The organism is Candidatus Pelagibacter sp. PS_10_02, from assembly GCF_059418005.1.
In genome coordinates this window covers 134,369-156,153 of record NZ_CM182076.1, presented here as the reverse complement: position 1 = coordinate 156,153, position 21,785 = coordinate 134,369, and the positions used below count along the sequence as shown (strand labels likewise).

The following is a 21,785-nucleotide window of genomic DNA, read 5'->3' as shown; positions in this document are numbered from 1 at the left end:
AATAATTTAAATTACAGAACAAACATTTAAACTTATATAATTTAAAATCAATATATAATTTTATTATTTAAATAATACTTTTAATTATACTAAATTTAACTATCTTATATTTTTTTAAAAATGATTTGCCCGTAGACAAAGATAATTTTTAATGACTCTTTATAATCTTCAAAGAATTTCATTATAGCCTCATGAGTTTGGTTTCTTAGAAAATCATCGAAGATTAATAGTCCATCTTTTTTAAGAAAAATAAAAGCATTTAAGGCATCTTTAATCACAGAATCATAATCATGAGCACCATCAACATAAATTAAATCAAAATTATCTTTATACTCAACTTTTAGAAAAAACGAATTTGACATCATTTTAAATTTTTTTACTCTATCGTAATATTTTGCTACATTTTGATCAAATCTTTTTTCGACCTCATAAAAATTACAGTTTTTATCACTCGTACCCTCTATAAAATCTTCAGACCAGGTATCAACACAAAAAATATTAGAATTTTTAAACTTATTTAGAAAAAAACATGTGCTGGCTCCCTCAAAAGAACCTATCTCTAAAACATTCATTTTTTTTTGTGATAAGTTAAATTTTTTCTCAAGTAACAACCAGTAAATTGCATTATTTGTATACCAATTCTTCGTTATATTTATACTTTCTTCATTATTATAATTGCTATTTAAAAAAAATTTATTTGTTATCTTTAATAATTCTGTTTTCAAATAAAAATAGATTAAAATTATTTGATTACCTAGTAGATTTTTATTTATAGACTTAATAAATTTATGATGTCTTTTAAAAAAGTTAAATATTCTTATCATCAATTTTTGCTTAGTAAAAAAATGTTTTTGTCTAAAGATTTTATTCTATAATTATTTTTATTATAAATTTGATTTAGATAATAAATAATTTCATTTTTTTTAATAAAATTTAATTTTGTTTCTTTGTACTTTTTACTAAGTAAATATTTTGGATGAATAAAAAAATGTAATATAAATATCATTATTTTAAATTCTTTTAACTTAGAAAAAAGTTTAAAAAAGAGCTTGCCTAATAATTTTTGTTTAATATCTTTTTTTATAATATTGCTTTGAATTAAGTGCTCCTTTTTAATTCTTTTTATTAAATAATCTACAAAGTAAGCTTTGTTATTAATATTGTGAATACTCTCTTTAAGAGTGGTTGCACTTTTATTTAATTTTAGTTTTTTGTAATTATTGATTAAATTAATGAATTTTTCAAAATCTTTCACTTGTTCGCCAATGTTCATTTTAAGTTCATGACTTTTTTGTTTTTTAAATAATATAATCTTTTTTTTTAGTTTTTGAGCTTCAAAAGCAGTAGTACATCCAGCATGAATATACAAATCTGAGGCAATGATCCATGGTGTTATACACTCCTTTTTTGTAACTATTATATTTTCGTATCCTGCGAATCTATTTTTAACTTTTTCTAAGTCTTGACCTGGATGTGGTCTAAATATAATTTTGATATTTTTTTCTTTTTTTGCTAATTTTTTTAGCATTTCTATTGCAAAAAAATAATTTTTATTAAAGTTTTCACTTTTTTTTAAAAGTTTAGAAAAACCTTTCTTATTACCTGGAAGAAAAGATTGTGCATATCTATTATAAGTTTTAATATCCATTAAATGATCCTCAGAGAATGATGATGAAAAAAATATAAAATCTCCATATTTTTTTTTTATTTTTTTTATGTCTTTATCAAATATTTTTATATTTTTTTTTTTTAAAAGATCAAATTTAGGGTGCCCAGAAATAGTTAAAGTATTTTTATTTTTATTTTTTGAAATAAAATCATAGTCTTTTTTTCCCCAAAGAAAAAAATGGTCAATTAATGAAAAAATTTTTTTAGGATATCTCAGTTTCTTCTGAAAATTTGACATTGAATATATTGGCCCTTCTTCTTCCAATTGGTATATTTTATTTTTATTTTTTTTTATTGTATTCAAAAAGTTTACAAGAAGCGTTCCAGAGCCTTTATCTAAGTAAATACAATTGAAGAAACTTAGCTTCCATTGAATATCTTTTTGAGACCCTAAGATCACGTCATGATTAGTTTTTGTTAAAATATTTTTCGCAAGATAAATCCTATTTTGAAATTCTCTTACTTTAACCTCTATAGGTATAACTACTGTCATTTTGCTTTATATTTAATAATATTCTTCATCAAAATTTATTTTTTTTAAGTATTTGATTTACTTCTTATAGTAACTTTAAAACAAATTTATTTTTTTTAATTATATTAGTTTTTTTTTATTTTTTTTAAAATTAATAGATGTCTCGCCAGATATTATTTTTTTTTGGACTAATTCCTCGTATGTACCTTGCTCTATAAGTTTGCCTTCTTGCAAATAAAATATTGTATCGCATCCCTTAACTGTATTTAATCGGTGCGCTATTAAGATAATAGTAATTTCGTTAGTTAAATTATATATAGATTCCATGACAGCTTTTTCAGTATAATTATCAAGAGCGTTAGTCGCTTCATCAAATATCAAGACTTTCGGGTCATGATAAATAGCTCTTGCAATCCCTATTCTTTGACGCTGCCCTCCCGACAATCTCACACCACGTTCTCCAATAGTAGTTTTATATTCTAAGGGAAGTTCTGTTGTTATAAACTCATGTAAATCTGCAATTTTAGCGGCACGATATACAGATTCATGATTAATATCTTTGACATCAACCCCAAAAGCTATATTGGCAGTTATGGTGTCGTCAGATAAGTATATATTCTGTGGAACATAGCCAATTATACTTTGCCAAGCCCTACTATTATATTTATCAATTACTTGACCATCTACCTCTAAAGTTCCTTCTTGAGGTGATATTAAACCAAGAATAATATCAATCATTGTAGTCTTACCACTACCCGTAGGACCCACTAACGCAGTAAAGCTACGAGCTGGAATAACTAGATTTATATCTTTCAAAGCTTTCCTTTTTGTATTTGGATAATTATAATTTAAATGTTTTAAGGTTATATTTTTCTTAAATTCCAACACATTTTTTTTTTGATTTTGAACAGCTGTCTGCAAACTTTTTATATCATTATATAAAAGATCAAGTGCAGGTTTAGATATAATTAATTGATTTATAGATATATAAATTTTTTGTAATGCTGGCATAAGTCGATACCCTGCAAATGCAAATAGTGAAATTATAGGTAAAATTTCTATAAAATTTTTATTCATTGACATAAAATACAGTATTAAAATAATCATTCCTCCAAAAATGAAGGCTTCAAGAAAATAACGTGGGAGTTGACTTATTATTCCTCCCAAAGCAGACAATTTAACCATAGTCATGGAAGGGTCAGAAAATTGTTTTACATATGATTTTTCTAGTCCAAATATTTTTATTTCTTTTACAGCATTAAAAGCCTCATAAATTGCACTATAGCGCCATTTGTTGGCCTCAAGAAGCTCATCACCAATATATTTTGTAAGTTTATTTGTAAGTTTGTATATAAGTGAATAAAATCCAACTAAAACACATCCTACAATTATTGATATTTTTAAATCTACAATGATTAATAATGTTGTTATCAAAATTACAACCATAACCTGAGAAAATAAGTTAATTAATGGGTTTAATCCGCCATTTACAACTCTATTAACCTCCGTAAGAATATTCTTACCAAGGGTAGCGCTATGGCGATTTAAAAACCAACTATAAGGCTGTCTCAAGTAACCTTCTATCATACGTCTAGCAATAGATTGTTCACACTTTGCTAAAAAGTTGAGTTGCAAATAAAATGTTAAAAATTTAAAAGAAATTGAAGTTAATAGTAAAAAAAAGACAAAAATTCCTGATAGAAAAAGAAAATCCTTTGGGGTTTCAACTCCTAAAATTTTTGAGAATTCGTATAATTCTTTTAAGGTTAAATTACTTTCAACAATATCAGGATTAGTTAGTAAAAACATAAATGGCATAATAGAAGCTACACCTGACATTTCCAATAAAGCCATAATCATTGTTATGCCTATTAAAAAATAAGATTTTTTCTTTTCTCTATTTGAAAGAAGATACGTTACTTTTGAAATCATTATAAAAATTTATTATCAGAATGCATTTAAAACCTATCAAAAAAAAATTTTTGGAATAAAGCATATTCATCATAATCTTTTTTATTGATTTTAAATAAGTATTTATAGTTCCATAAAATTGTCTGTTTTAATTTTTTGAATTTACCCAATCTAATTTTAAAAGAAGTGTCTTTTATATTGAGCTCTTCTCGAAATTTTAATGCATATATTGTGTACTTTTTTAAAATATCTTCCCTGTGTTCATTGCTTAATTTTTTTCCAGAATGTTGACATCTAATTTTTTTTAAAGAATTATAAAAATTTGATAAGTTTTTACTCCAATCTTTACTTATAATACCTTGGAAGATATGCTGATGAGTTGGTTTTCGATTATAACTATTATTTTTAATCGAAAGATTTTTTTCATGAAAAAATCTATGAATGGCTGTTATTGGAACATACGTTATTCTTGACGATATAATATGTGCTAATATCCAATGCCAATCTGCTGAAAGGTGATTGAATGTAATTTTTCTATGATTATTATTGATCAAATATTTCGCAACACTTTTTTTTTGAAACGTAAACAAAGTATGAAACATTTTATATTTTGAGAAATATGTATTTAAGCGATCGTAGGGTAATTTATCAGTTAGAGAATACGCTTTATTAATTCCAAATTTTTTCATAAAAAAATTTTCAATTCTAAAATAAGGAATTTTTTTCAAAAATTTAATAAAGAAATTCTTAGGAAGTTCACTATGCCATACTAGATTACCAATACATGCATCAAAATTTTTTGAATTATCTAAATAATTTTCAAATTTATTTATTGCTCTTATGCTTGGAATATCATCATCACAAGACATCATAAAATATTTTGTTCTAATATTCTTTAATCCTTTTGCAAAACTATCATTCATACTGTTGCTTATCGAATCATCTTTTTTTTTAGGAATTGAATAATGTTGAATATTAAATTGATAATTTCTTTTTTTTATTGTTTTAAAATTTTTCAGAAAATAGTTTTTTTGACTTGACTCGCATATAATTAAGTTACCTTTGAATTTTTGAGCACTTAAAATTTCACAAAACTTTTTAAGTATATTGCTTCTATTATGAGTAATAATAATTATAGATGTATTGCTTGACATTTAATATTTAGACTTTTGGACACTATCATTTTACTTTTTATTTACAAGACTTTGAAAATGTTGAAATGTTATAAAGTTATCGTAGAGCTTAGATATAGGAAAACTAATTTTTTTTTTGAATGATTTAGAATTTCTTTTTTTACAAAACCATGTATTTACAAGATCTTCATATAAAATTGTGTAATCATGTTTATTTAAATAACTTTTAATTTTAAATTTATCATCTCTAAAATTTTTTTTATATTTTCTATCTAAATCATAAGGAGGCGATGTTTCTACGATAATTATTTTAGGTTTGTAAATATTTAAATCCAATCCTTTCAAAGCATTAAATTCACTTCCCTCTACATCAACATTTAAAAAGTTAAATTGCTTAGGGCATTTATTTTTTTTTAAAATTTCTGTTAAAGTAGTTGTAATTTTATTAACAAGGTTTGTTTGATGATCTGAATTATTTAAGCCTCTTTTTGACAAATCAATAAACTTTTCATTTGATGATGATCTGCTTGATATTTTATGATAGTTAAATTCAACTGTTTTTTTTGAGGAGTCGATTAATGCTAGTATATTCTTATCTTTAGCTCTAAAAGTTTTTAAATCTTTTACAACTTTTTCTTGTGCATCAATATTTATTCCTCGAGATCCTTCTAGATAAAATAACATCGTATTGGAATTTATAATCGGAGAATTTGCGCCTACGTCAACATAAAAAGAATTATCAGAAGGAAACAATCTCTTCAAAATTAAATCCTCGAAGTTTTGTGAAAAAGAAATATTCAATTTTTTAAGTTTAAGTTGTTTAAATAAATTTTTATTAAAATTTATATTAGATTTTCTATTCTTTTTAAGAAAATTTATTATTAATCTATTCATTTATGGATATATTTTTTGATTTCATGATTGTTTAGCACAATTTTTTTAATAATAAAAAGTAATAATTAAAGATACGAATTGAGTCTAAGTAAATTTCTAATTATTTTTTTAAAAAGGTTTTCTTTTTTCACATATGGATATTTCCAATCTGAGTTTATAAAATCAATCCTCAAAATAAATCTATTTAAATCTTTTGATGAATAACTGCCTCCAAAATGAGGCTGATTAGTATCAAAAAATATAATATCACCTGCCTTTCCAATCATCGGAAGGTAAGAATCTTTTTCTAAGTCTGTGATATGATTATTATTAATTGAGGGTGTGTTCGGCTTAAGATTAAGTCTTTTTTTTTCATAAGTTTCAGGATCAACATTGCTAATATGAATAGAGCCATTATTTTGATCTACATCATTTAAATAAATCATAAACTTTAAGCATCTATTGAAATCTATGTGTGGAATATAAGGCAACTTTTTATCATCATAAATTTTTTTTGAATTTTTTTCTATTCTTAATTTTCTTAAAAAAAATTTTTTTTCGTCTAAATCAAAATGATCTTGAAAAATACTTACTAAATTTTTGAAATATAAATTTAACTCGTTATAATTCCAGCTACTTACTTCATTTTGGTTCACTGTAGAATAAAGTGAATTACAATGTTGTTTTAATTCTTCTAGGTCGACGTTTGTATCTTTTAGGTTATAAATTTTCATTTTTTCAACAAAAAATTAGCATAATCAAGGTTTTTTTTTGTGTCAATATCAACAAATTTTTTATTACTAAATTTAATACCATAAACTTTTCCTGAAAAAAAGTTTCCATACTTCATAATAGAACTTTTTTTTCCGATATAAAAGCCACCTGATGGTCTAAAACTTTGAGGAATTTGCAAAGAGTTAGTCTTATTTTTTTTTAAATTATTAAATACAGGTTTTATTAAATTCTTATCATTTTGAAATTTAACTGCTATTTCTATCGGGTCTTCATATTTTATAACACTAACTGAAAAATCAATATTTTTTTTTTTTATTATATTAAATCCTTTTGTTAAATCTATTTTAGATACAAAAGGACATGTTGGTAGGTGATATGAATAAACATCAAAATTTGGATATTTTTTCATTATTGACTTAACTACATCCAAAGCTGTAGATTTGTCAGAGGCCAATTCTTTTGGCCTTTTTTCTATAATTATTTTTTTATTTTTTTTCTTTATAAATTTGTCAATTTGAGGATAATCTGTTGATATTATAATTTTTGAAATCACTTTAATATGAACTAATTTTTCAAGAATGTGATTTATCAAAGGTTTATCACCTAACCTTGATATGTTTTTATTCTTTAATCTTTTTGATCCAGATCTTGCCGGAATTATAGAAACTATTTTCATTACTTTAACATTGAATACTTAAGAACACTAAATTTTTTGAAATTTTTTTTGAAATATTTTTTTTTAACTTGCTTATATTTATTGGGAGCTATTCCCTCCTCTATCATATTTCGAATAAAACAAATATTTTCTCTACTCAATTTATCACCTTTCTTTACATCTTTAGAAAGGACAATGCTTTTTTTTTGAAAAATTCTATATTTAGTGTCCGATTTTGTTATTTCAAACCCATTATAAGTATCAAAAGCAGACTGGCCTTTCTTCATAAACGATACATAATTTTTAAATTCTTTTGGCTCTAATGATGAAAAATAATCAAAGTGTTTATCTTTTCTATTAATAATTATATGTTTCTCCAGAACTTTTGCGCCTGCTCCAATTGCTATTAAATCAATAAATTTAGCCTCATCTAAATTTCCAGCAGTATGATTAGCATAACCTACAAAATTTTTGAATTTTTTTTTAATAATTGAAACTTTATTAATTCTTTCGTTTAATAACTTCGTGGGAAAATTCTGAACACCATGCATTATTATGAAGTTATGTTTGTTTCTTTTTTTAAGATAATTTATTGAAAATTCTATTTCTTCTAACTTTGAGCTTCCAGTGCCAAGGGTAAATGGAATTTTAGTTTTTACTAAAGTGTCTAGAAAATCTATATTTAAAAGATCAGATGAATTTACTTTTATACAATCTACTTTTGATTTAATTGAAAAAATTAAAGCATCTAAATCATAGCAGAATGAAAATACTTTAAGTTTTTTTCTTTTGGCATAAGAAAAAAGGCTTAACCACTGTTTTTTATTAAAGTAAACTTGTCTTAATTCTTTGTTTTCATTAGTACCTGGTATACATGTTAAATCAGGCTCATAAACTTCAAACTGAATAGCATCAGCATTTGATCTAGCAGCTGCATCTATAATTTTTTTTGCATAATTAAATTTTCCTCCGTGAGCACATGCCATTTCAGCTATGATAAAAATTTTATTACCTATTATTTTATCCCCAATTTTAAATTTTCTTATCATATTAGTCCTATGTTCTTTAAATTCTTTTTAATCTTATCATAACTTTTTTTTTCTACAGGCTTCATAGGTTTTCTTTCATATATCTTCATCAAACCCATAATGTTCAATGCAGCTTTCATGGAGATATGCCAGCCTTCATCTAATTCGCTTTCCCAATAATCCTCATATTTTTTAATATATTGGATAGATCTTTCAAAATTCCTATTATTAATTAATTCATTGTAAAAATTCTCCTCTATTTTTGGATCAAAACTTCCAACAGATGATAGGTATGCATTTAGACCAAAAAGATGATTTGAAATATACCCCTGCATTGATGGACCAGCTGTGATAATATCTATTTTATTGGAATAACTTGAAATTATCTCATACCTTAATCTTGGATCTCCAAATTCTTCCTTGATACCTGAAAAATTTTTCAATCTTAGTAATTTATTAAAAAGATTTTTTGATATACTTACAAAGTCACCTTTCCCTTTAACTTCATTTCTCAAATTTGCACAATGAATAAAAAATTTTAACTTACCACAATATCTATCTATTGTTTTAAAAAATTCATAAATTGCATTATCTCCATAATATCTCTCTGATATATATATTATAATTGCATTTGCTTTAATTTTTTTTGCATGTTCAATAAATTCTAAATTTTTTTTAAGATCTCCATAAACATGATTTGATACTATTTTGATAGACATACTATTAGTATTTTTACATAAAATTTCGTTGAGGGTTTTTAATTCTTGGTCATCTAATAAATTAACCCTACTAGTGCCTGCCGTGATTATAAAATTCTTCGCACCTCTTTTTTCTAAGTACTTGATATAATTTATAGTTTCATTTATATCCAGATCCTCGTTTTTATTGAATGAAGGACATATAGGGTAAACAGGTCCTCTAATGTTTATCTTTTTTGAAGATTTCATATTTTTATTTAAATTTATATGGGGTCGGAGCAATTGAGTTTTTAAAATTATCCTCTTTTTTATTATAGGATTTTAATTGGTCTATAATATTAACACCAACATTTTCACTCCACTTTTCAATTAATTTTTTTGAAATTTTTCCAAATTTGCCATCTCCAATAATAACACTGTTTAAGCTTTTTACTGGCAATAAACAAAATGGCGTAGCTGTCATAAATGCTTCATCTGCATCGTAAACATGAAAAGGCTCAATGTCAGCCTCTAAACATTCTAATTTTAATTGTTCACATAGTTCGAAAATATAATTTCTAGATATGCCAATTAGACCATCAACTCCTTTGGGGGTTAAAATTTTATTGTTTTTAATTATAAAAAAATTGCATCCTGTTCCTTCTGCTACTCTTCCATTCTCATCTAAAAGTAATGCCCAATTATTTTCACCTTTTATTTTTGAAGCTTCTATGTTAGCTAATTGATAAAAAACTCTACTTCTATTTTTTATTTTTGGATCAAGATATCTCGCTGGTATTGCTTTTTGATTTGTAATTACTGCATTTATTCCATCATCATAATATTTTGACATACCAGAAACAGTCCAACTCAATGGAAAATCGGCAACAATAACAGTAGGTTCCAATTTGTTGTTGAAAACCTTTGAATATACACCCAATGGGCCCCTGCTAATGTTTATCATCAATCTATGTTCATCATCATTATCAAACAAAGGTTCATTTTTTTTTACAGTCTCAAAACATATTTCCTTTAATTCTTCTTTGCTGATTTTAAGTGGAATATGGTATGTTTTTACTCCATGAAATAGTCTATCTATATGCTCGCCAAGTTTAAATTGAATTTTGTTAAATGACCTTGTCATTTCAAAAACCATATCTCCAAACATTAATGCCGAGTCATAAATTGAAACTCTCGCATCTTTTTCATCTACAAAGTTCCCATTAAAATATACAAGTCTATTAGAAATTTTTTTTGTCAGTTAAGCCTTCTTTTTTAAATATTGTAAATTTTTTTTAACACGAGACTTGTATTTTTTAGTATTCAATTTATCAATCAAAACATTTTTCGATTTAAAACTTAAAGCAACTCCACTTCTATTATTATTTGATAAATTAGCATTACTGCCGTGTATAACTTCTGGATGATGAATGACACAATCGCCTTTTTTGAGATTAATATATTTTTTTTTAATCTTAATTTGATTTAATTTCTTTGTACAAATCATCTGGGATGATCCTTTTTGTTTTGAAATTATATGAGGCAATAGGCCCTTATTATGCGAAGTCGGATAATAAAAAACACCGCCGTTTGACTTATTAGATTTATCACAAGCTATCCACATATTAATCGCCTTAGATGGATCTACTATATTCCAATAAAAATTGTCCTGATGAACAGGAGAAGCCAAACCTGTTTTTTTAGGTTTTAAAAAAAATTCAATATTTCTTACTTTTATGGATTTTGAAACCAAGATGGATTTTACTAAATTTTGTATTTTTTTCGAGGTTGCTAATTTTTTCAAATAACTATTTACTCTTAATTTGTTAATATTGTGAAGAGTATTTACCTTTCCATCGCTTGTAAAATGTAAATGTTTATATTTTTTTTTTCTGTTTATTAATAATTTGGTTACAGTTTTAATATCATTATTTATAGAATTAATTTTTTTTATTGGAAGAAATCCTTTAATCTTTACAAATCCATTTTTTTTAAAATTTTTATTTAATTTAATGATGTCAAGGTTATTTAACATCAGAATATATTAGACATTTATTTATTAATTTACCAGTATTTAAATTTTTCAAGTAATTTTTTTTCTTTTATATCTAATACTTTTTTACCATCACCAAACATGTTGGGATATTTTTGAAGGGTGCTCGAAAGAGTTTTAATACCAGCTTCTTCTAATGAAGATGATTGATCAGTGCCCCACATAGATCTATCCAAAGTAATATGCCTCTCAATATATTGCGCTCCCAAAAACCAAGCCAAAATTGATGGTGAAACAGAACTTTCGTGTCCACTATATCCTATTTCTAAATTTTTAAATTTTGATTTATACGTTTTTATCAAATTTAAATTTAATTCATTCTCTGGACAAGGATAAGTTGAAACACAATGAAGTAAAACAACAGGGCACGATTCTTTTTTAAAAATTTTAAGTGCAATTTGTATATCTTTTAGTGTGGCCATGCCGGTAGAGATAAATGTTTTCTTTCTTTCTTTGGCTACAACTTTTATTAAGTCTAAATTTGTTAACATCGCAGATGCAATTTTATTAAACTTACATTTAAATTGTTTCATTTTTTTTTGACTCGGAATATCCCATGCAGAAAAAAACCAAATTATTTTCTTCTTTTTGCAATAAGAGTTAATCTTTTTAAAGTCAGATATATTAAATTCAATTTTTTTTTTATAATTTAGATAAGTAATATTACCCCAAGGAGTTTCCCTTAATTTATTTTTTAAATATTCAGGAGTAGATATATCAGGCTCTCTTTTTTGAAATTTTACTGAATCAAAATTGTATTTTTTTGCTAAATCGATAAGTTTATAAGCTAATTGTAATGACCCATTATGATTAATACCAATCTCAGCAATTAAAAAAGGTTTTTTTCTCTGATTTTTCATTCAACATTGATACTTTATTATTTACAAATCACAATAAATATTTTTTATACCAACAATCTTATTTTTTATTAAAAAATTTTTTTATTATATTTATCACATAATAAATTTCTTTTTTAGTTAAATGAAAATAATTAGGTAGACTTATTGCGGTCTCATAATAATCTTGTGAATTTTTGAGATTAAATGAATATTTTCTTTGGTTTAATTTAAAAAAAGGATGCATATATAATGGTGTATAATGTTTATTTACTCTAATATTTTTGTCCCTAAGAAGTCTAAATATTTTATTGTGATAGATTTTAGGAAATTTGGCTATCAATAGATGATATGAGGAAAAGCTTTTATTTGTCTTTTGAAATTTTATTGGAAAATCAATTAGTTCTTTTATGTAAATTTTTGCAATTTGATTTCTTCGTTTAACAAACTTTTTAAATTTCTTTAACTGACTAATACCTAGTGCAGCATGAATATCGCTCATTCTATAGTTAAAACCAAGATTTTGTTGTTCGTAATACCAGGGGCCTTCCTTTTTATTTCTAAATTCTTTTTTACTACGTATTAAACCGTGTTCCCTTAAACTATAAATTTTTTTTGCAATCTTAATGTTGTTAGTTGTTACAACTCCACCCTCACCTGTGGTAAAAGTTTTCACTGGATGAAAACTGAAAATAGTCATCTCCGAATATTTGCAGTTTCCAACGTATTTATTATCATATTTTGATCCAAAAGCGTGTGATGCATCCTCAATAATTTTAAATTTATATTTTTTAGATAAATTATAAATTTTTTTCATGTTGCAAGGCACTCCACCCAAATGTACTACAATTAAAACTTTTGGTAATTTTTTTGAAAATTTCGCAATTTTTAATTTTTTTTCTAAGTGTTCAACAGAAATATTAAAATCATCATTATCTATATCAACTAAATCTATTTTTGATTTACAATGAAGAGCTGCGTTTATCGATGAAACAAATGTTATTCCTGTTGTCCAAACAATATCTTTGTGTGTCAAACCCAAAGCAATACAACCAAGATGAAGTCCAGCACTCGCGTTACTTACACAAATAGAAAATTTAGACTTACAAAATTTGCTTATCTTTTCCTCAAAAATTTTTACAGTAGGACCTGTTGTTAAAAAATCAGATTTTAAAACCTTAATTACGCTTTTTATATCATCTTTATCTACAAAATGTCTACTGTAAGGAATTATTTTTTTTTTCATTTATTTTTTTACTAAAAAATTAATTTATTAAATAAAGAATATTCTCATCAGTAAATTTTGTTGTATTAATTTTGTAATTGTATTTTTTTGCAAATGTCATCAAAGCCTTAGTCTCTCCCCCTTCATAAAACTCATCACATATAATTACAGCTCCTTTAGAAAGTTTACCTCTTATTAGCTCTAAGCACGAAAGTGCTGTATCAAAATCATTACAATCTACATAAACCAACGAAACAGATTTTATATGTCTTAGATTTTTTTCTAAGGTTTCTGGCAGCAGTCCTTGGTACATCATCAAAATATCAAACAAATTATTTTTTATGATAAGTTTTTTAAGCTCGTTTATGTCATATTTATAAAGATCTTTATTAAAACCTTTATTTTTATCCAATACCTCTTTTGGATATCCATTAAATGTATCAAAACAATGTAGTCTTTTTTTCATTGTAGGGTGATATTTTAATAAATTTGCTAATATAGTAGATTTCCTCAACGAACCAGATCCTAATTCAATAAAATCACCATGAACATGTTTTGCTAAATCATAAAAAAAATTTAGTCTTATTACTAAGTTAATTTGTTTAGTAGTTAAGTTATCTATTGATTCTTCTTTTAAAATTTTAGAAATTTTTGCTACAAAAAAGTATATAATATTTATTATCAATTTTTTCATAGAATTTTTTTGTTCATTAATTTTTTATTTCTACAAATATTTTTAAAGATTAAGTCTTTTTTTATAGTTTTTCATGGCATAATTAAAATTGCCTCTTTGCCCAGTTGTGTCACTGTCTTTCTCATCAAATTTTGTAATTGCGTGAAATCCTAATTTTAAGATATCCTTTTTTGATAAAGTTTTAAGTAATTTTTTACTCATATTACGCGTAAAATCATACGTTTGTCTTAAATACCATCTCGCAAAACCAAAAATAAACATCCATCTCGTGCTATCTGTTTTATTGCTACCTGCTGAATGCCACAGTCTTCCATCATAAATTAATAAGTCACCTGCTTTCAGTTCAATATATTTTTTTTTGTGTTTATTAATATTTTGGACATATGTATTTTTTTTGTGTGACCCTGGTACAACAATTGTACAACCATTTTTTTTATTTGACTCTTCTAGTGCTAAAATAAATTGAAGGTAGCATACCTCATTACTAGTTGATGGTGGATTTCTATCATCTCTATGAAATTTCAAAACTTTTTTCCCACTCGACCTGATTATTGAGTGATTTAGACAATAATTTGGTAGATTTTTTAAACTGTTGTAAAAAGGATCATTTAATAATCTCATGCAAAGATATTCTATCATTTTGTGATTAATTATTTCCAAAAAATTAATAGAGTGAGAGTGAGGGCTTATAATTAGTTTGCTGTCAACCGCCAATCTAGCTTTTACAAGATTATCTTTTTTTTGATTTAAATCCTTTGCTTCAACGAGTAATTTGTGAATTTTATTTTTTGGAAATGCATTTTTAATTACTACATAACCTTTTTTTTTTATTTGATTTAAATAAGCAACATTCATTCTGTTAAACTTTATATTTATAAATAAAAAATACAATAAGAAATTTTAACTCTCTTTTTCAATTCTTGTAAATTTCTTTAACCGCTAAATAGATATTTTTCTTAATTTTCCATCTTAAAATTTTTTTAGCTAATCTGTTATCACCAAGAGACATATTTAGTGATTTTTTTGGTAACGGAAATTTATAATTTAACCCTGATAATTTCATTAAAAGTTTAATTATATCGTTAATTTTTGTTTTTTTTCCACTAGACAAAATCAGATTATCTATATTTTTATTTTTTTTTATAAGCAAATATATTGCGTTACAAATATCTTCAGCATGGGAAAAATCTCCAGAAATATTTTGACTGTATATTTCGTTTAAAGAACCAAAATCTTTATTTTTGATATATTTTATTATTCTTGGTATTAAAAATTTTGAATTTCTAAATTTTGAGTCATGATTAAAAAGTATTAAATTAATAAACTTGAAATGATTGTTTTTTTTAATATTCTTTAGATATTTTAAAACACCATATCTAAACTTTGTATAGTCGTTATAATCATATAGATTACTTTTTTCATTTAATTTCTTTTTTTTACTTTTTTTAATTATTTGAGCTGAATTAGCGAATAAAAAACTTATTTTTCTTTTTGTAAATAATGATGCATCAATCAAATTTTTTGTTTCCAAAAAATTTCTATTATAAAAAAAATTTTTTTTACTTCTTTCATCAAATGAAGGATTGGTAGACCCAAAATGAATTATAACATCTGGCTTTATATCAATTAGTAATTTTAAAACTTGCTTTTTATTAGATAAATTCGATTGAAGATATTTGACTTTTTCAACAAAGTTAGAATATTTTTTTTTCTTTATTAATCCAAAAACTTTATATCCTTTTTTAATTAATACATCAGATAAAATTAATCCATCTTGGCCTTTAGCTCCTGTAATTAAAAAATTTTTTTTCATTTGTTTTTTTATTAAAGATGTCTGCTATTTATTAATCTTAGTAAAATTAGATGATTTCGATATCTGGGAGTGGAAAAATTAGTTTACCATTTTTATCAAGAAATTTTTTTTCTTTATTAATTATGAAATTTTTAAAATGCCAAGGTAAAACCAAAAAATAATCTGGACTTAGAGATCTGGCATCATTTTCAGAAATTATCTTTATTTTACTTCCTGGCGTATATTTATTAAACTTATATTTATTAACCTCAGCAATAAAGGGGATCAAAGTTTCGTCTATGTTACAGTATTGTAAAATGACGTTACCTTTAGTTGAGGCACCGTATCCTAACACTTTTTTTTTCATATCCTTTAAATTAAGAAGGAGATTCCTTAAGACAAGTTTATGTTTTTTTACATTCTCAAAAAAATTAAGAAAAGTTTTTGGGTGATTATAACTGTATACCTCCTCTTTTTTAAGCAACCAATCAACTAATTTTGATATCTCTTGATGTTTTTTTGATTTTTTTTTAGCAACTGTTATTGCAAAACTTCCTCCATTTATATCATTAAAATCTAAGTCGATAATCTTAAATCCAGCTTTATCAAAAATATTTTTAATAGATGTTAACGAATAATATTCCAGATGTTCATGACAAATTGTGTCATAAGAGTTATGCTTAAGCATCATGGGCATATAACTTTGTTCAAGATGCCAAATACCATCATCATGCAAAATATCAAAAACTTCTAATGAAAAGTCTAATGGACTCTCAAGATCATAAAACATGCTAATTGAAGTTATTAATTTAGCATCCTTTGTTAAAAATTTTTTAATAAATTTTTTTTTGAAGAAATTATCAACTTGAATTATGTCTTTTCGATAGAAATTTTTTAATTTTTTAATTGTAGGATCAACACCAATGAGTTTATATTTTTTTTCAAAAAAACCAAGAAAACTTCCATCATTACTTCCTATATCAATTATAATGTCTCCATTTTTTAGATCTGCAATTTTTTGTAGTTTTTTAGATTTATTTTGCAAGTGATCTAACATTGCTTTATTTAAAGACGACAAATATCCATAATTTTCACCATACATAGTATTTGCATCAAACGAGTTTTCTAATTGTAGCAATTTACAACTATCACAAAAAAGCATCGACAGTGAACCGCTTGGTATATTTTGTTTTTTTTTGTATAAAAAGACCCCTGTGAGTTTTTGATTACCAAGATTAAAAATCTTTTTTAATTTAGAACTTTTACATGAACGACATTTTTGAATTTTCATACTTAAATCAACCAATACAAAATATATACTATATTAAAAAATTAATTTTTCAAATTGATTAAAAAAATTTCGAATTCTTGGTTATTATATACACTCGGTATACCCTCTAAAAAACTTACATTTTTAGATTTTTCTAATCTTTCTTCCTTCTTAGCACTTGTTGCAAAACAAAGATTTACTGTTGGAATTTTATTTTTAAAACTCATTAGTCCTGCAGAAGTATTCAGAGAAATAACTAAACTTGCATTAATTGCAAGTGAAATACTATTTTCGCTTACAATTTTAAAATTATAAAATTTAAGTAACATTAAAATTTTTCTTATTTCAGAAATATTTTCTGAAGGATGTGGTTTAATTATTAAAGTTTTTTTCTTATAATGTTTATTTAAAAGCTGAGTGATAGCTTTATAATGTTCTACTTTATCAAAATATTTAAACCAACTTAAATTAGACTTATAACTAAATAACAGTATATAATCTCTTAATTTTTGAGTGTTACTATCTGCTAATTTTAGATAATTCTTATCACAATAAACTTCTCCTATTACAAATACCTTTTTATAACCGTTTAATATTAACATTTCTTTACATTTTTCTGTGGATACCAAATTTATTAATTTTTTATTAAATTCCACATTTTCTTTGAATCTTAAAAAATGATTATTTTTAATAAGGGTCCCTGTAGAATGCCTAAAAATAAAAAATTCTTTTCTAAAAAAAATATTAAGTTTAGAAAAGAAAGTTTTATAATTATTTTTTATACCGTCTCCTAAAAATATTTCATCTGATTTAAAGAAAATATAAATGGAACCAATTAATTTGTATATTCTATTCTTAAGAAATAATATTTTAACGTTATTTTGATTTTTTATAATTTTGAATATCTTATTTTTGCAATAATAATCAAATAATTCCTTTCTGTAAAAAACCACAAATATTTTTTTTTTTGCTTTGTTTAGTTCATTAATTATTGGAAATATTGTTTCACTTTCCTGAGGGACGTGAGTTACCAAAAATGAAAGGGTGTTTTTTTTCTTTATAAATTTTAAATTCATCAAGATTGATCTATAATAAATCCAATTTTAAATATTGTCATAACATTTAATATTGTATTTTTTGAAAAATTCCAAAAAAGATTTGTTTGAGTATTTTGATTTAAGAAATTTAGCCTCAAAACCAGCAAACTTGTAATTAACAATTCCCATCGTATCTATCCCAAAAACTTTTCTTATATTCAAATCGTTATAAAAATCTATATTTTTTATCAGTTTTATTCTTTGATCCTTAAATATTTTCTTCTTCCAGTGATTAATATTTTCTCTTGGATGTATTTTAATAAAAATTTTATTATGTCGAGTGAAATTTGTACAGACCATCTTTATTATTTTCTCTTCAATCCTTATCCCTTTATTACTCGATAGGTACAAAAGGTTAATATCTTTTCTTACTAATTTTGAAAATTTTTTTTTTAAAAAATTTTGATAAGGCATTCTCAAATCAAAAAAATTTATTTTTGAATTTACATGCCTTGTCAAATATTTCATTTTATCAATTGTTAGCTTATTTATACATAGAATATTTTTAGGAAAATTATTAAGCCCTACAAACCTTTTTTTTAAGTTAATATTTGAATCTATATAAAAATTATAAGTTATTTTGTTTTTATAAAAAAAATTCGCTAAATTAATTTCTAGTTTCTTTTCGCTTGTACCCAAAATTATCTCAAATTTTTTTGATAATCTTTTAATTTTATCCAACAATTTTGATTTCTTTAATAAAGATTTTTTTTCTATTTCTGGTTTTTTAAAGTGTTTGAAATTTAAAAATTTAATCTTCTTTTTTTTGATCTTTAAAAAAAAAACTAAGTTTTTTAAAGATGCTGTCTGATATCCAATTATTAAATAATTATTCTTACTAAAAATCATTTTAGTATTTTTTTTTAAATATCTGATGAAAATGGTATGAAATTAGATTTATATCTTTTATTTTAAGATCATAATTAGAGATACCGAAACCAATAAAATACTTGTCATTTAAACTTTCAGCATTAGGACAAATACCTTTTTTATATGAGATTTTTCTACTTCCCCAGTTCCAAGGATAATTTCCTTTACCGTATGCAATTTTTTTTTGAAACATTGGTAATAAGTGAAGGTTCCAATAACCTGCTCTAAACCCAGGTATTTTCTTTTTTTTTAAGTATCTTAAAATTTTATTTCTACTTAATTTAAATCTTTTATTCAAAATAATTGGGTAAGTATAATAAACATTCGAAAAATCTGATTTATTTTCTGGTAATATTAATTGAGGAATGTCTCTTAATTTACTTGTTAAATAATTTGCAATTTTTACTCTTTTTTCAACTATTGTTTTTAATTTTTTTAATTGTTCCATAGCTATCGCTGCTTCAATCTCTCCAAGTCTAAAATTATAACCAATCATATTATTTAGTTTAAAATTTTTTCTATCTCTTAAAACAGCTTCTGCATGATTACGTATCATCATCATTTTTTCTGCCAATACTTTGTTATTTGTAAATATTATTCCCCCTTCACCTGTATGAATATGTTTATGATAGTTTAAACTTATTCCACCTATATCTGCAATGGTTCCAGCAAACTTTTTATTATCATATTTAGCATGGGGAGATTGTGCACTATCTGAAATGATTTTAACTTTCTTTTTACCAATTATTTTTTTTAAATCTACAATGTTTGCAGGTCTTCCACTAATATCAACCGCCAAAATTGCTTTTGTTCTTTTTGATATATTTTTTTTAACTGAATCAACATCTATGTTAAGTGTTATTGGATCAATATCTGCAAAGACTGGAATTGCATTCCAATGTAAAATTGATGCTGCGCATGCTGACATGGTCCATGTAGGTAAAATTATTTCATCACCTGGCTCGATATCTAGCGCGCCAATTGCGCAGGTCAATCCCGATGTCCACGAATTTACTGAAATAGCATATTTTACCTTAAAGTAATTAGCATATTTCCTCTCCATTTTTTGAATTAGCTCACCTCCATAAAATTTATTTCCCCACTCACCAATAAAGTTGGATAAACTACCACTTTTAATTACTTTTATGGCTGCTTGAACTTCTTTGGAATTGTATGTGTTAAATTTTTTAAACATTTTTATAATTAATTATATCGTTAATCATTTCCTCTGTTCTATAATTTTTATCTAAAAAACAAAGATTGTGCTTTTTTTTTTTAAAATAATTTTCTAAATTTTTAATTACATGTAATTGATAACAATCAAATATTTTTGATATTCTTTTTTTATCATACAAATTTTTTTTTTTAAATTTAAATATAATTTTGTCTTTGTTACTCAAAAAAGAAATTTTATCATTAGAGCAAACCATTTGATTTTTTTTTTTGTATACCTAAACTTAATATGACATTCTTTACATCTTAAATCAAAGTCAACAAGATAATCATTCTTATTTTTTTTTAAATTTTGAGTTTTTATAATTTTCACAGCTTTACCATATACAGATAAAAGATACGTTAAATAATGAGATGCATTATTGTAAATTCCTTTTGAATACTTTACTAATATTTCTGTTTCTTTTGATTTTTTTAAATTTTCCTTCAATTTTAAAAATATAGGATTTGATTGTCTTTGATAATTTAAAAATGTATTAATCTTTTTCGACTTCAAAATTTTAAACACTTTTCTAAATTCTTTTATCTTATTAGAAATAGGCTTCTCAATAATTAAATTTGGTTTTTTCGAGTATCTCAATATTTGATTAACACACTTATAATGTTCTTTTGTTGGAGTACTTATAACAAATAAATCAATTTTTTCACTCTTCAATGAAGATATATTATCAAAAATTTTTACAGAAGAATATTTTTTTTTAAAATTCTCTCTTATTTTTTTTTTTATCAATTCCTATTTTTAATTTAAAAAAATCTGATTTGTAAAAAGATTTTGATAAGGAAAGAAATTTTTTTTTTTTATTTTTATCGTAATTAAAACCAATGTTACCAAGTCCAATTATTGCAACATTCATAAAATTGTTAGTATTTCTTTTTTTTGAACTTTTTTTTTAACTCTTTAAAGTCTGAAATATTATCTATATCTATAAACCTATTTTGCGGAATTTTAATCATTGATGATTTTAATAAAAAAGGGTGTTTTTTTTTTAACCAAGACGAATTTTTTCCAAATACAAAATGCGCACTGTCTAAATAAACTTTGGGTAAATCCTGAGATCTACACGTTACTTTATTTTTAATTAAAGGAAAAATCTGCTTATTTTTATTCAAAACACCTCTTAAAAATCTATTATCAACCTCTGTCATCGAAATAACAAAATCAAAATTTTGTTTACTTTTAATTTTTTTAAATCCTTTAATTAAGTCGTAATGTGAAATAAATGGAGCAGTTGCGTACAGTAAACAGTAATACTTGTAAAAAGATAATTTATTAAAACTTTTAATGGTATTTTTCATTACATCTTTTACACTAGTATAATCATCTGATAATTTCTGAGATCTAAAAAAAGGTGTTTCAGCACCATATTTTCTGGCTATTTTTGCAATAATTTGTGAATCGGTGGAAACAATTATTTTATCAAAAATTTTTGATCTTTTTGCTGCCTCAATAGTCCAAGCAATAATAGGCTTTCCACCAACTAACTTGATATTTTTATTTTTAATCCTTTTACTTTTTGATCTTGCAGGAATAACACCAATCAGCATAAAATTTTTTTAAAATTA

General features: G+C 24.3%; 24 protein-coding genes. All 24 read right to left on the bottom strand.

Going from position 1 to position 21,785, the window contains the following annotated elements; genetic code table 11:
• Positions 1-104: 104 nt before the first annotated feature.
• Entirely contained in the window at positions 105-824 is a 720-nt protein-coding gene (locus AC5SL1_RS00830) for a class I SAM-dependent methyltransferase (RefSeq protein ID WP_494599885.1), read from the bottom strand.
• Positions 824-2,161 (bottom strand): surface carbohydrate biosynthesis protein, encoded by a 1,338-nt coding sequence (locus AC5SL1_RS00825; RefSeq protein WP_494599883.1) that lies wholly within the window; start codon positions 2,159-2,161, stop codon positions 824-826. Before AC5SL1_RS00825 ends, AC5SL1_RS00830 begins: the two co-directional genes overlap by 1 nt.
• Before the next feature lie 99 nt (positions 2,162-2,260).
• Positions 2,261-4,072 (bottom strand): ABC transporter ATP-binding protein, encoded by a 1,812-nt coding sequence (locus AC5SL1_RS00820; protein ID WP_494599881.1) that lies wholly within the window; start codon positions 4,070-4,072, stop codon positions 2,261-2,263.
• Between the two features lie 26 nt (positions 4,073-4,098).
• Complete coding sequence (locus tag AC5SL1_RS00815) at positions 4,099-5,205, bottom strand: TIGR00180 family glycosyltransferase (protein WP_494599879.1); 1,107 nt, start codon at positions 5,203-5,205, stop codon at positions 4,099-4,101.
• Positions 5,206-5,235: 30 nt separating this feature from the next.
• A complete protein-coding gene (locus AC5SL1_RS00810) occupies positions 5,236-6,078 on the bottom strand; it encodes an FkbM family methyltransferase (RefSeq protein ID WP_494599877.1) in 843 nt (280 codons plus the stop codon).
• Positions 6,079-6,143: 65 nt separating this feature from the next.
• The gene (locus AC5SL1_RS00805) at positions 6,144-6,791 is read right to left on the bottom strand and encodes a hypothetical protein (RefSeq protein ID WP_494599875.1); all 648 of its coding nucleotides are present in this window, start codon (positions 6,789-6,791) and stop codon (positions 6,144-6,146) included.
• Positions 6,788-7,468: a cytidylyltransferase domain-containing protein gene (locus AC5SL1_RS00800; protein WP_494599873.1), complete on the bottom strand. Its 681-nt coding sequence runs from the start codon at positions 7,466-7,468 to the stop codon at positions 6,788-6,790. The genes AC5SL1_RS00805 and AC5SL1_RS00800 overlap by 4 nt, the downstream gene beginning before the upstream one ends.
• Positions 7,468-8,496 (bottom strand): N-acetylneuraminate synthase family protein, encoded by a 1,029-nt coding sequence (locus AC5SL1_RS00795; protein WP_494599871.1) that lies wholly within the window; start codon positions 8,494-8,496, stop codon positions 7,468-7,470. The genes AC5SL1_RS00800 and AC5SL1_RS00795 overlap by 1 nt, the downstream gene beginning before the upstream one ends.
• Positions 8,493-9,422 carry a dihydrodipicolinate synthase family protein gene (locus AC5SL1_RS00790; RefSeq protein ID WP_494599869.1) on the bottom strand — a complete coding sequence of 310 codons (930 nt, stop codon included), beginning with the start codon at positions 9,420-9,422 and terminating at the stop codon, positions 8,493-8,495. The genes AC5SL1_RS00795 and AC5SL1_RS00790 overlap by 4 nt, the downstream gene beginning before the upstream one ends.
• Positions 9,423-9,426: 4 nt before the next feature.
• A complete protein-coding gene (locus AC5SL1_RS00785; RefSeq protein WP_494599867.1) occupies positions 9,427-10,296 on the bottom strand; it encodes an aminotransferase class IV in 870 nt (289 codons plus the stop codon).
• Between the two features lie 117 nt (positions 10,297-10,413).
• On the bottom strand, positions 10,414-11,187 hold the full coding sequence (locus tag AC5SL1_RS00780) for a phytanoyl-CoA dioxygenase family protein (RefSeq protein WP_494599865.1): 774 nt from the start codon (positions 11,185-11,187) through the stop codon (positions 10,414-10,416).
• 29 nt (positions 11,188-11,216) lie between these two features.
• Entirely contained in the window at positions 11,217-12,065 is an 849-nt protein-coding gene (locus tag AC5SL1_RS00775; protein WP_494599863.1) for an N-acetylneuraminate synthase family protein, read from the bottom strand.
• A gap of 58 nt (positions 12,066-12,123) precedes the next feature.
• Entirely contained in the window at positions 12,124-13,287 is a 1,164-nt protein-coding gene (gene pseC / locus AC5SL1_RS00770; RefSeq protein ID WP_494599861.1) for a UDP-4-amino-4,6-dideoxy-N-acetyl-beta-L-altrosamine transaminase, read from the bottom strand.
• 19 nt (positions 13,288-13,306) lie between these two features.
• Positions 13,307-13,960 carry a TylF/MycF/NovP-related O-methyltransferase gene (locus AC5SL1_RS00765; RefSeq protein ID WP_494599859.1) on the bottom strand — a complete coding sequence of 218 codons (654 nt, stop codon included), beginning with the start codon at positions 13,958-13,960 and terminating at the stop codon, positions 13,307-13,309.
• 42 nt (positions 13,961-14,002) lie between these two features.
• Positions 14,003-14,815: a phytanoyl-CoA dioxygenase family protein gene (locus AC5SL1_RS00760; RefSeq protein WP_494599857.1), complete on the bottom strand. Its 813-nt coding sequence runs from the start codon at positions 14,813-14,815 to the stop codon at positions 14,003-14,005.
• Positions 14,816-14,873: 58 nt separating this feature from the next.
• Positions 14,874-15,773 carry a GDP-mannose 4,6-dehydratase gene (locus tag AC5SL1_RS00755; RefSeq protein ID WP_494599855.1) on the bottom strand — a complete coding sequence of 300 codons (900 nt, stop codon included), beginning with the start codon at positions 15,771-15,773 and terminating at the stop codon, positions 14,874-14,876.
• Positions 15,774-15,819: 46 nt separating this feature from the next.
• The gene (locus AC5SL1_RS00750) at positions 15,820-17,043 is read right to left on the bottom strand and encodes a class I SAM-dependent methyltransferase (protein ID WP_494599853.1); all 1,224 of its coding nucleotides are present in this window, start codon (positions 17,041-17,043) and stop codon (positions 15,820-15,822) included.
• Between the two features lie 41 nt (positions 17,044-17,084).
• Positions 17,085-18,098, bottom strand: coding sequence for a hypothetical protein (locus tag AC5SL1_RS00745; protein WP_494599851.1), 1,014 nt, complete (start codon positions 18,096-18,098; stop codon positions 17,085-17,087).
• 27 nt (positions 18,099-18,125) lie between these two features.
• Complete coding sequence (locus AC5SL1_RS00740) at positions 18,126-18,968, bottom strand: hypothetical protein (protein WP_494599849.1); 843 nt, start codon at positions 18,966-18,968, stop codon at positions 18,126-18,128.
• Position 18,969: 1 nt separating this feature from the next.
• The gene (locus tag AC5SL1_RS00735; protein ID WP_494599847.1) at positions 18,970-20,184 is read right to left on the bottom strand and encodes a DegT/DnrJ/EryC1/StrS aminotransferase family protein; all 1,215 of its coding nucleotides are present in this window, start codon (positions 20,182-20,184) and stop codon (positions 18,970-18,972) included.
• Positions 20,177-20,389, bottom strand: coding sequence for a hypothetical protein (locus AC5SL1_RS00730; protein WP_494599845.1), 213 nt, complete (start codon positions 20,387-20,389; stop codon positions 20,177-20,179). The genes AC5SL1_RS00735 and AC5SL1_RS00730 overlap by 8 nt, the downstream gene beginning before the upstream one ends.
• Positions 20,386-20,952 (bottom strand): Gfo/Idh/MocA family oxidoreductase, encoded by a 567-nt coding sequence (locus tag AC5SL1_RS00725; RefSeq protein ID WP_494599843.1) that lies wholly within the window; start codon positions 20,950-20,952, stop codon positions 20,386-20,388. Before AC5SL1_RS00725 ends, AC5SL1_RS00730 begins: the two co-directional genes overlap by 4 nt.
• Positions 20,921-21,076: a hypothetical protein gene (locus AC5SL1_RS00720; RefSeq protein WP_494599841.1), complete on the bottom strand. Its 156-nt coding sequence runs from the start codon at positions 21,074-21,076 to the stop codon at positions 20,921-20,923. The genes AC5SL1_RS00725 and AC5SL1_RS00720 overlap by 32 nt, the downstream gene beginning before the upstream one ends.
• A gap of 7 nt (positions 21,077-21,083) precedes the next feature.
• Entirely contained in the window at positions 21,084-21,767 is a 684-nt protein-coding gene (pseF, locus tag AC5SL1_RS00715; protein WP_494599839.1) for a pseudaminic acid cytidylyltransferase, read from the bottom strand.
• Positions 21,768-21,785 lie beyond the last annotated feature (18 nt).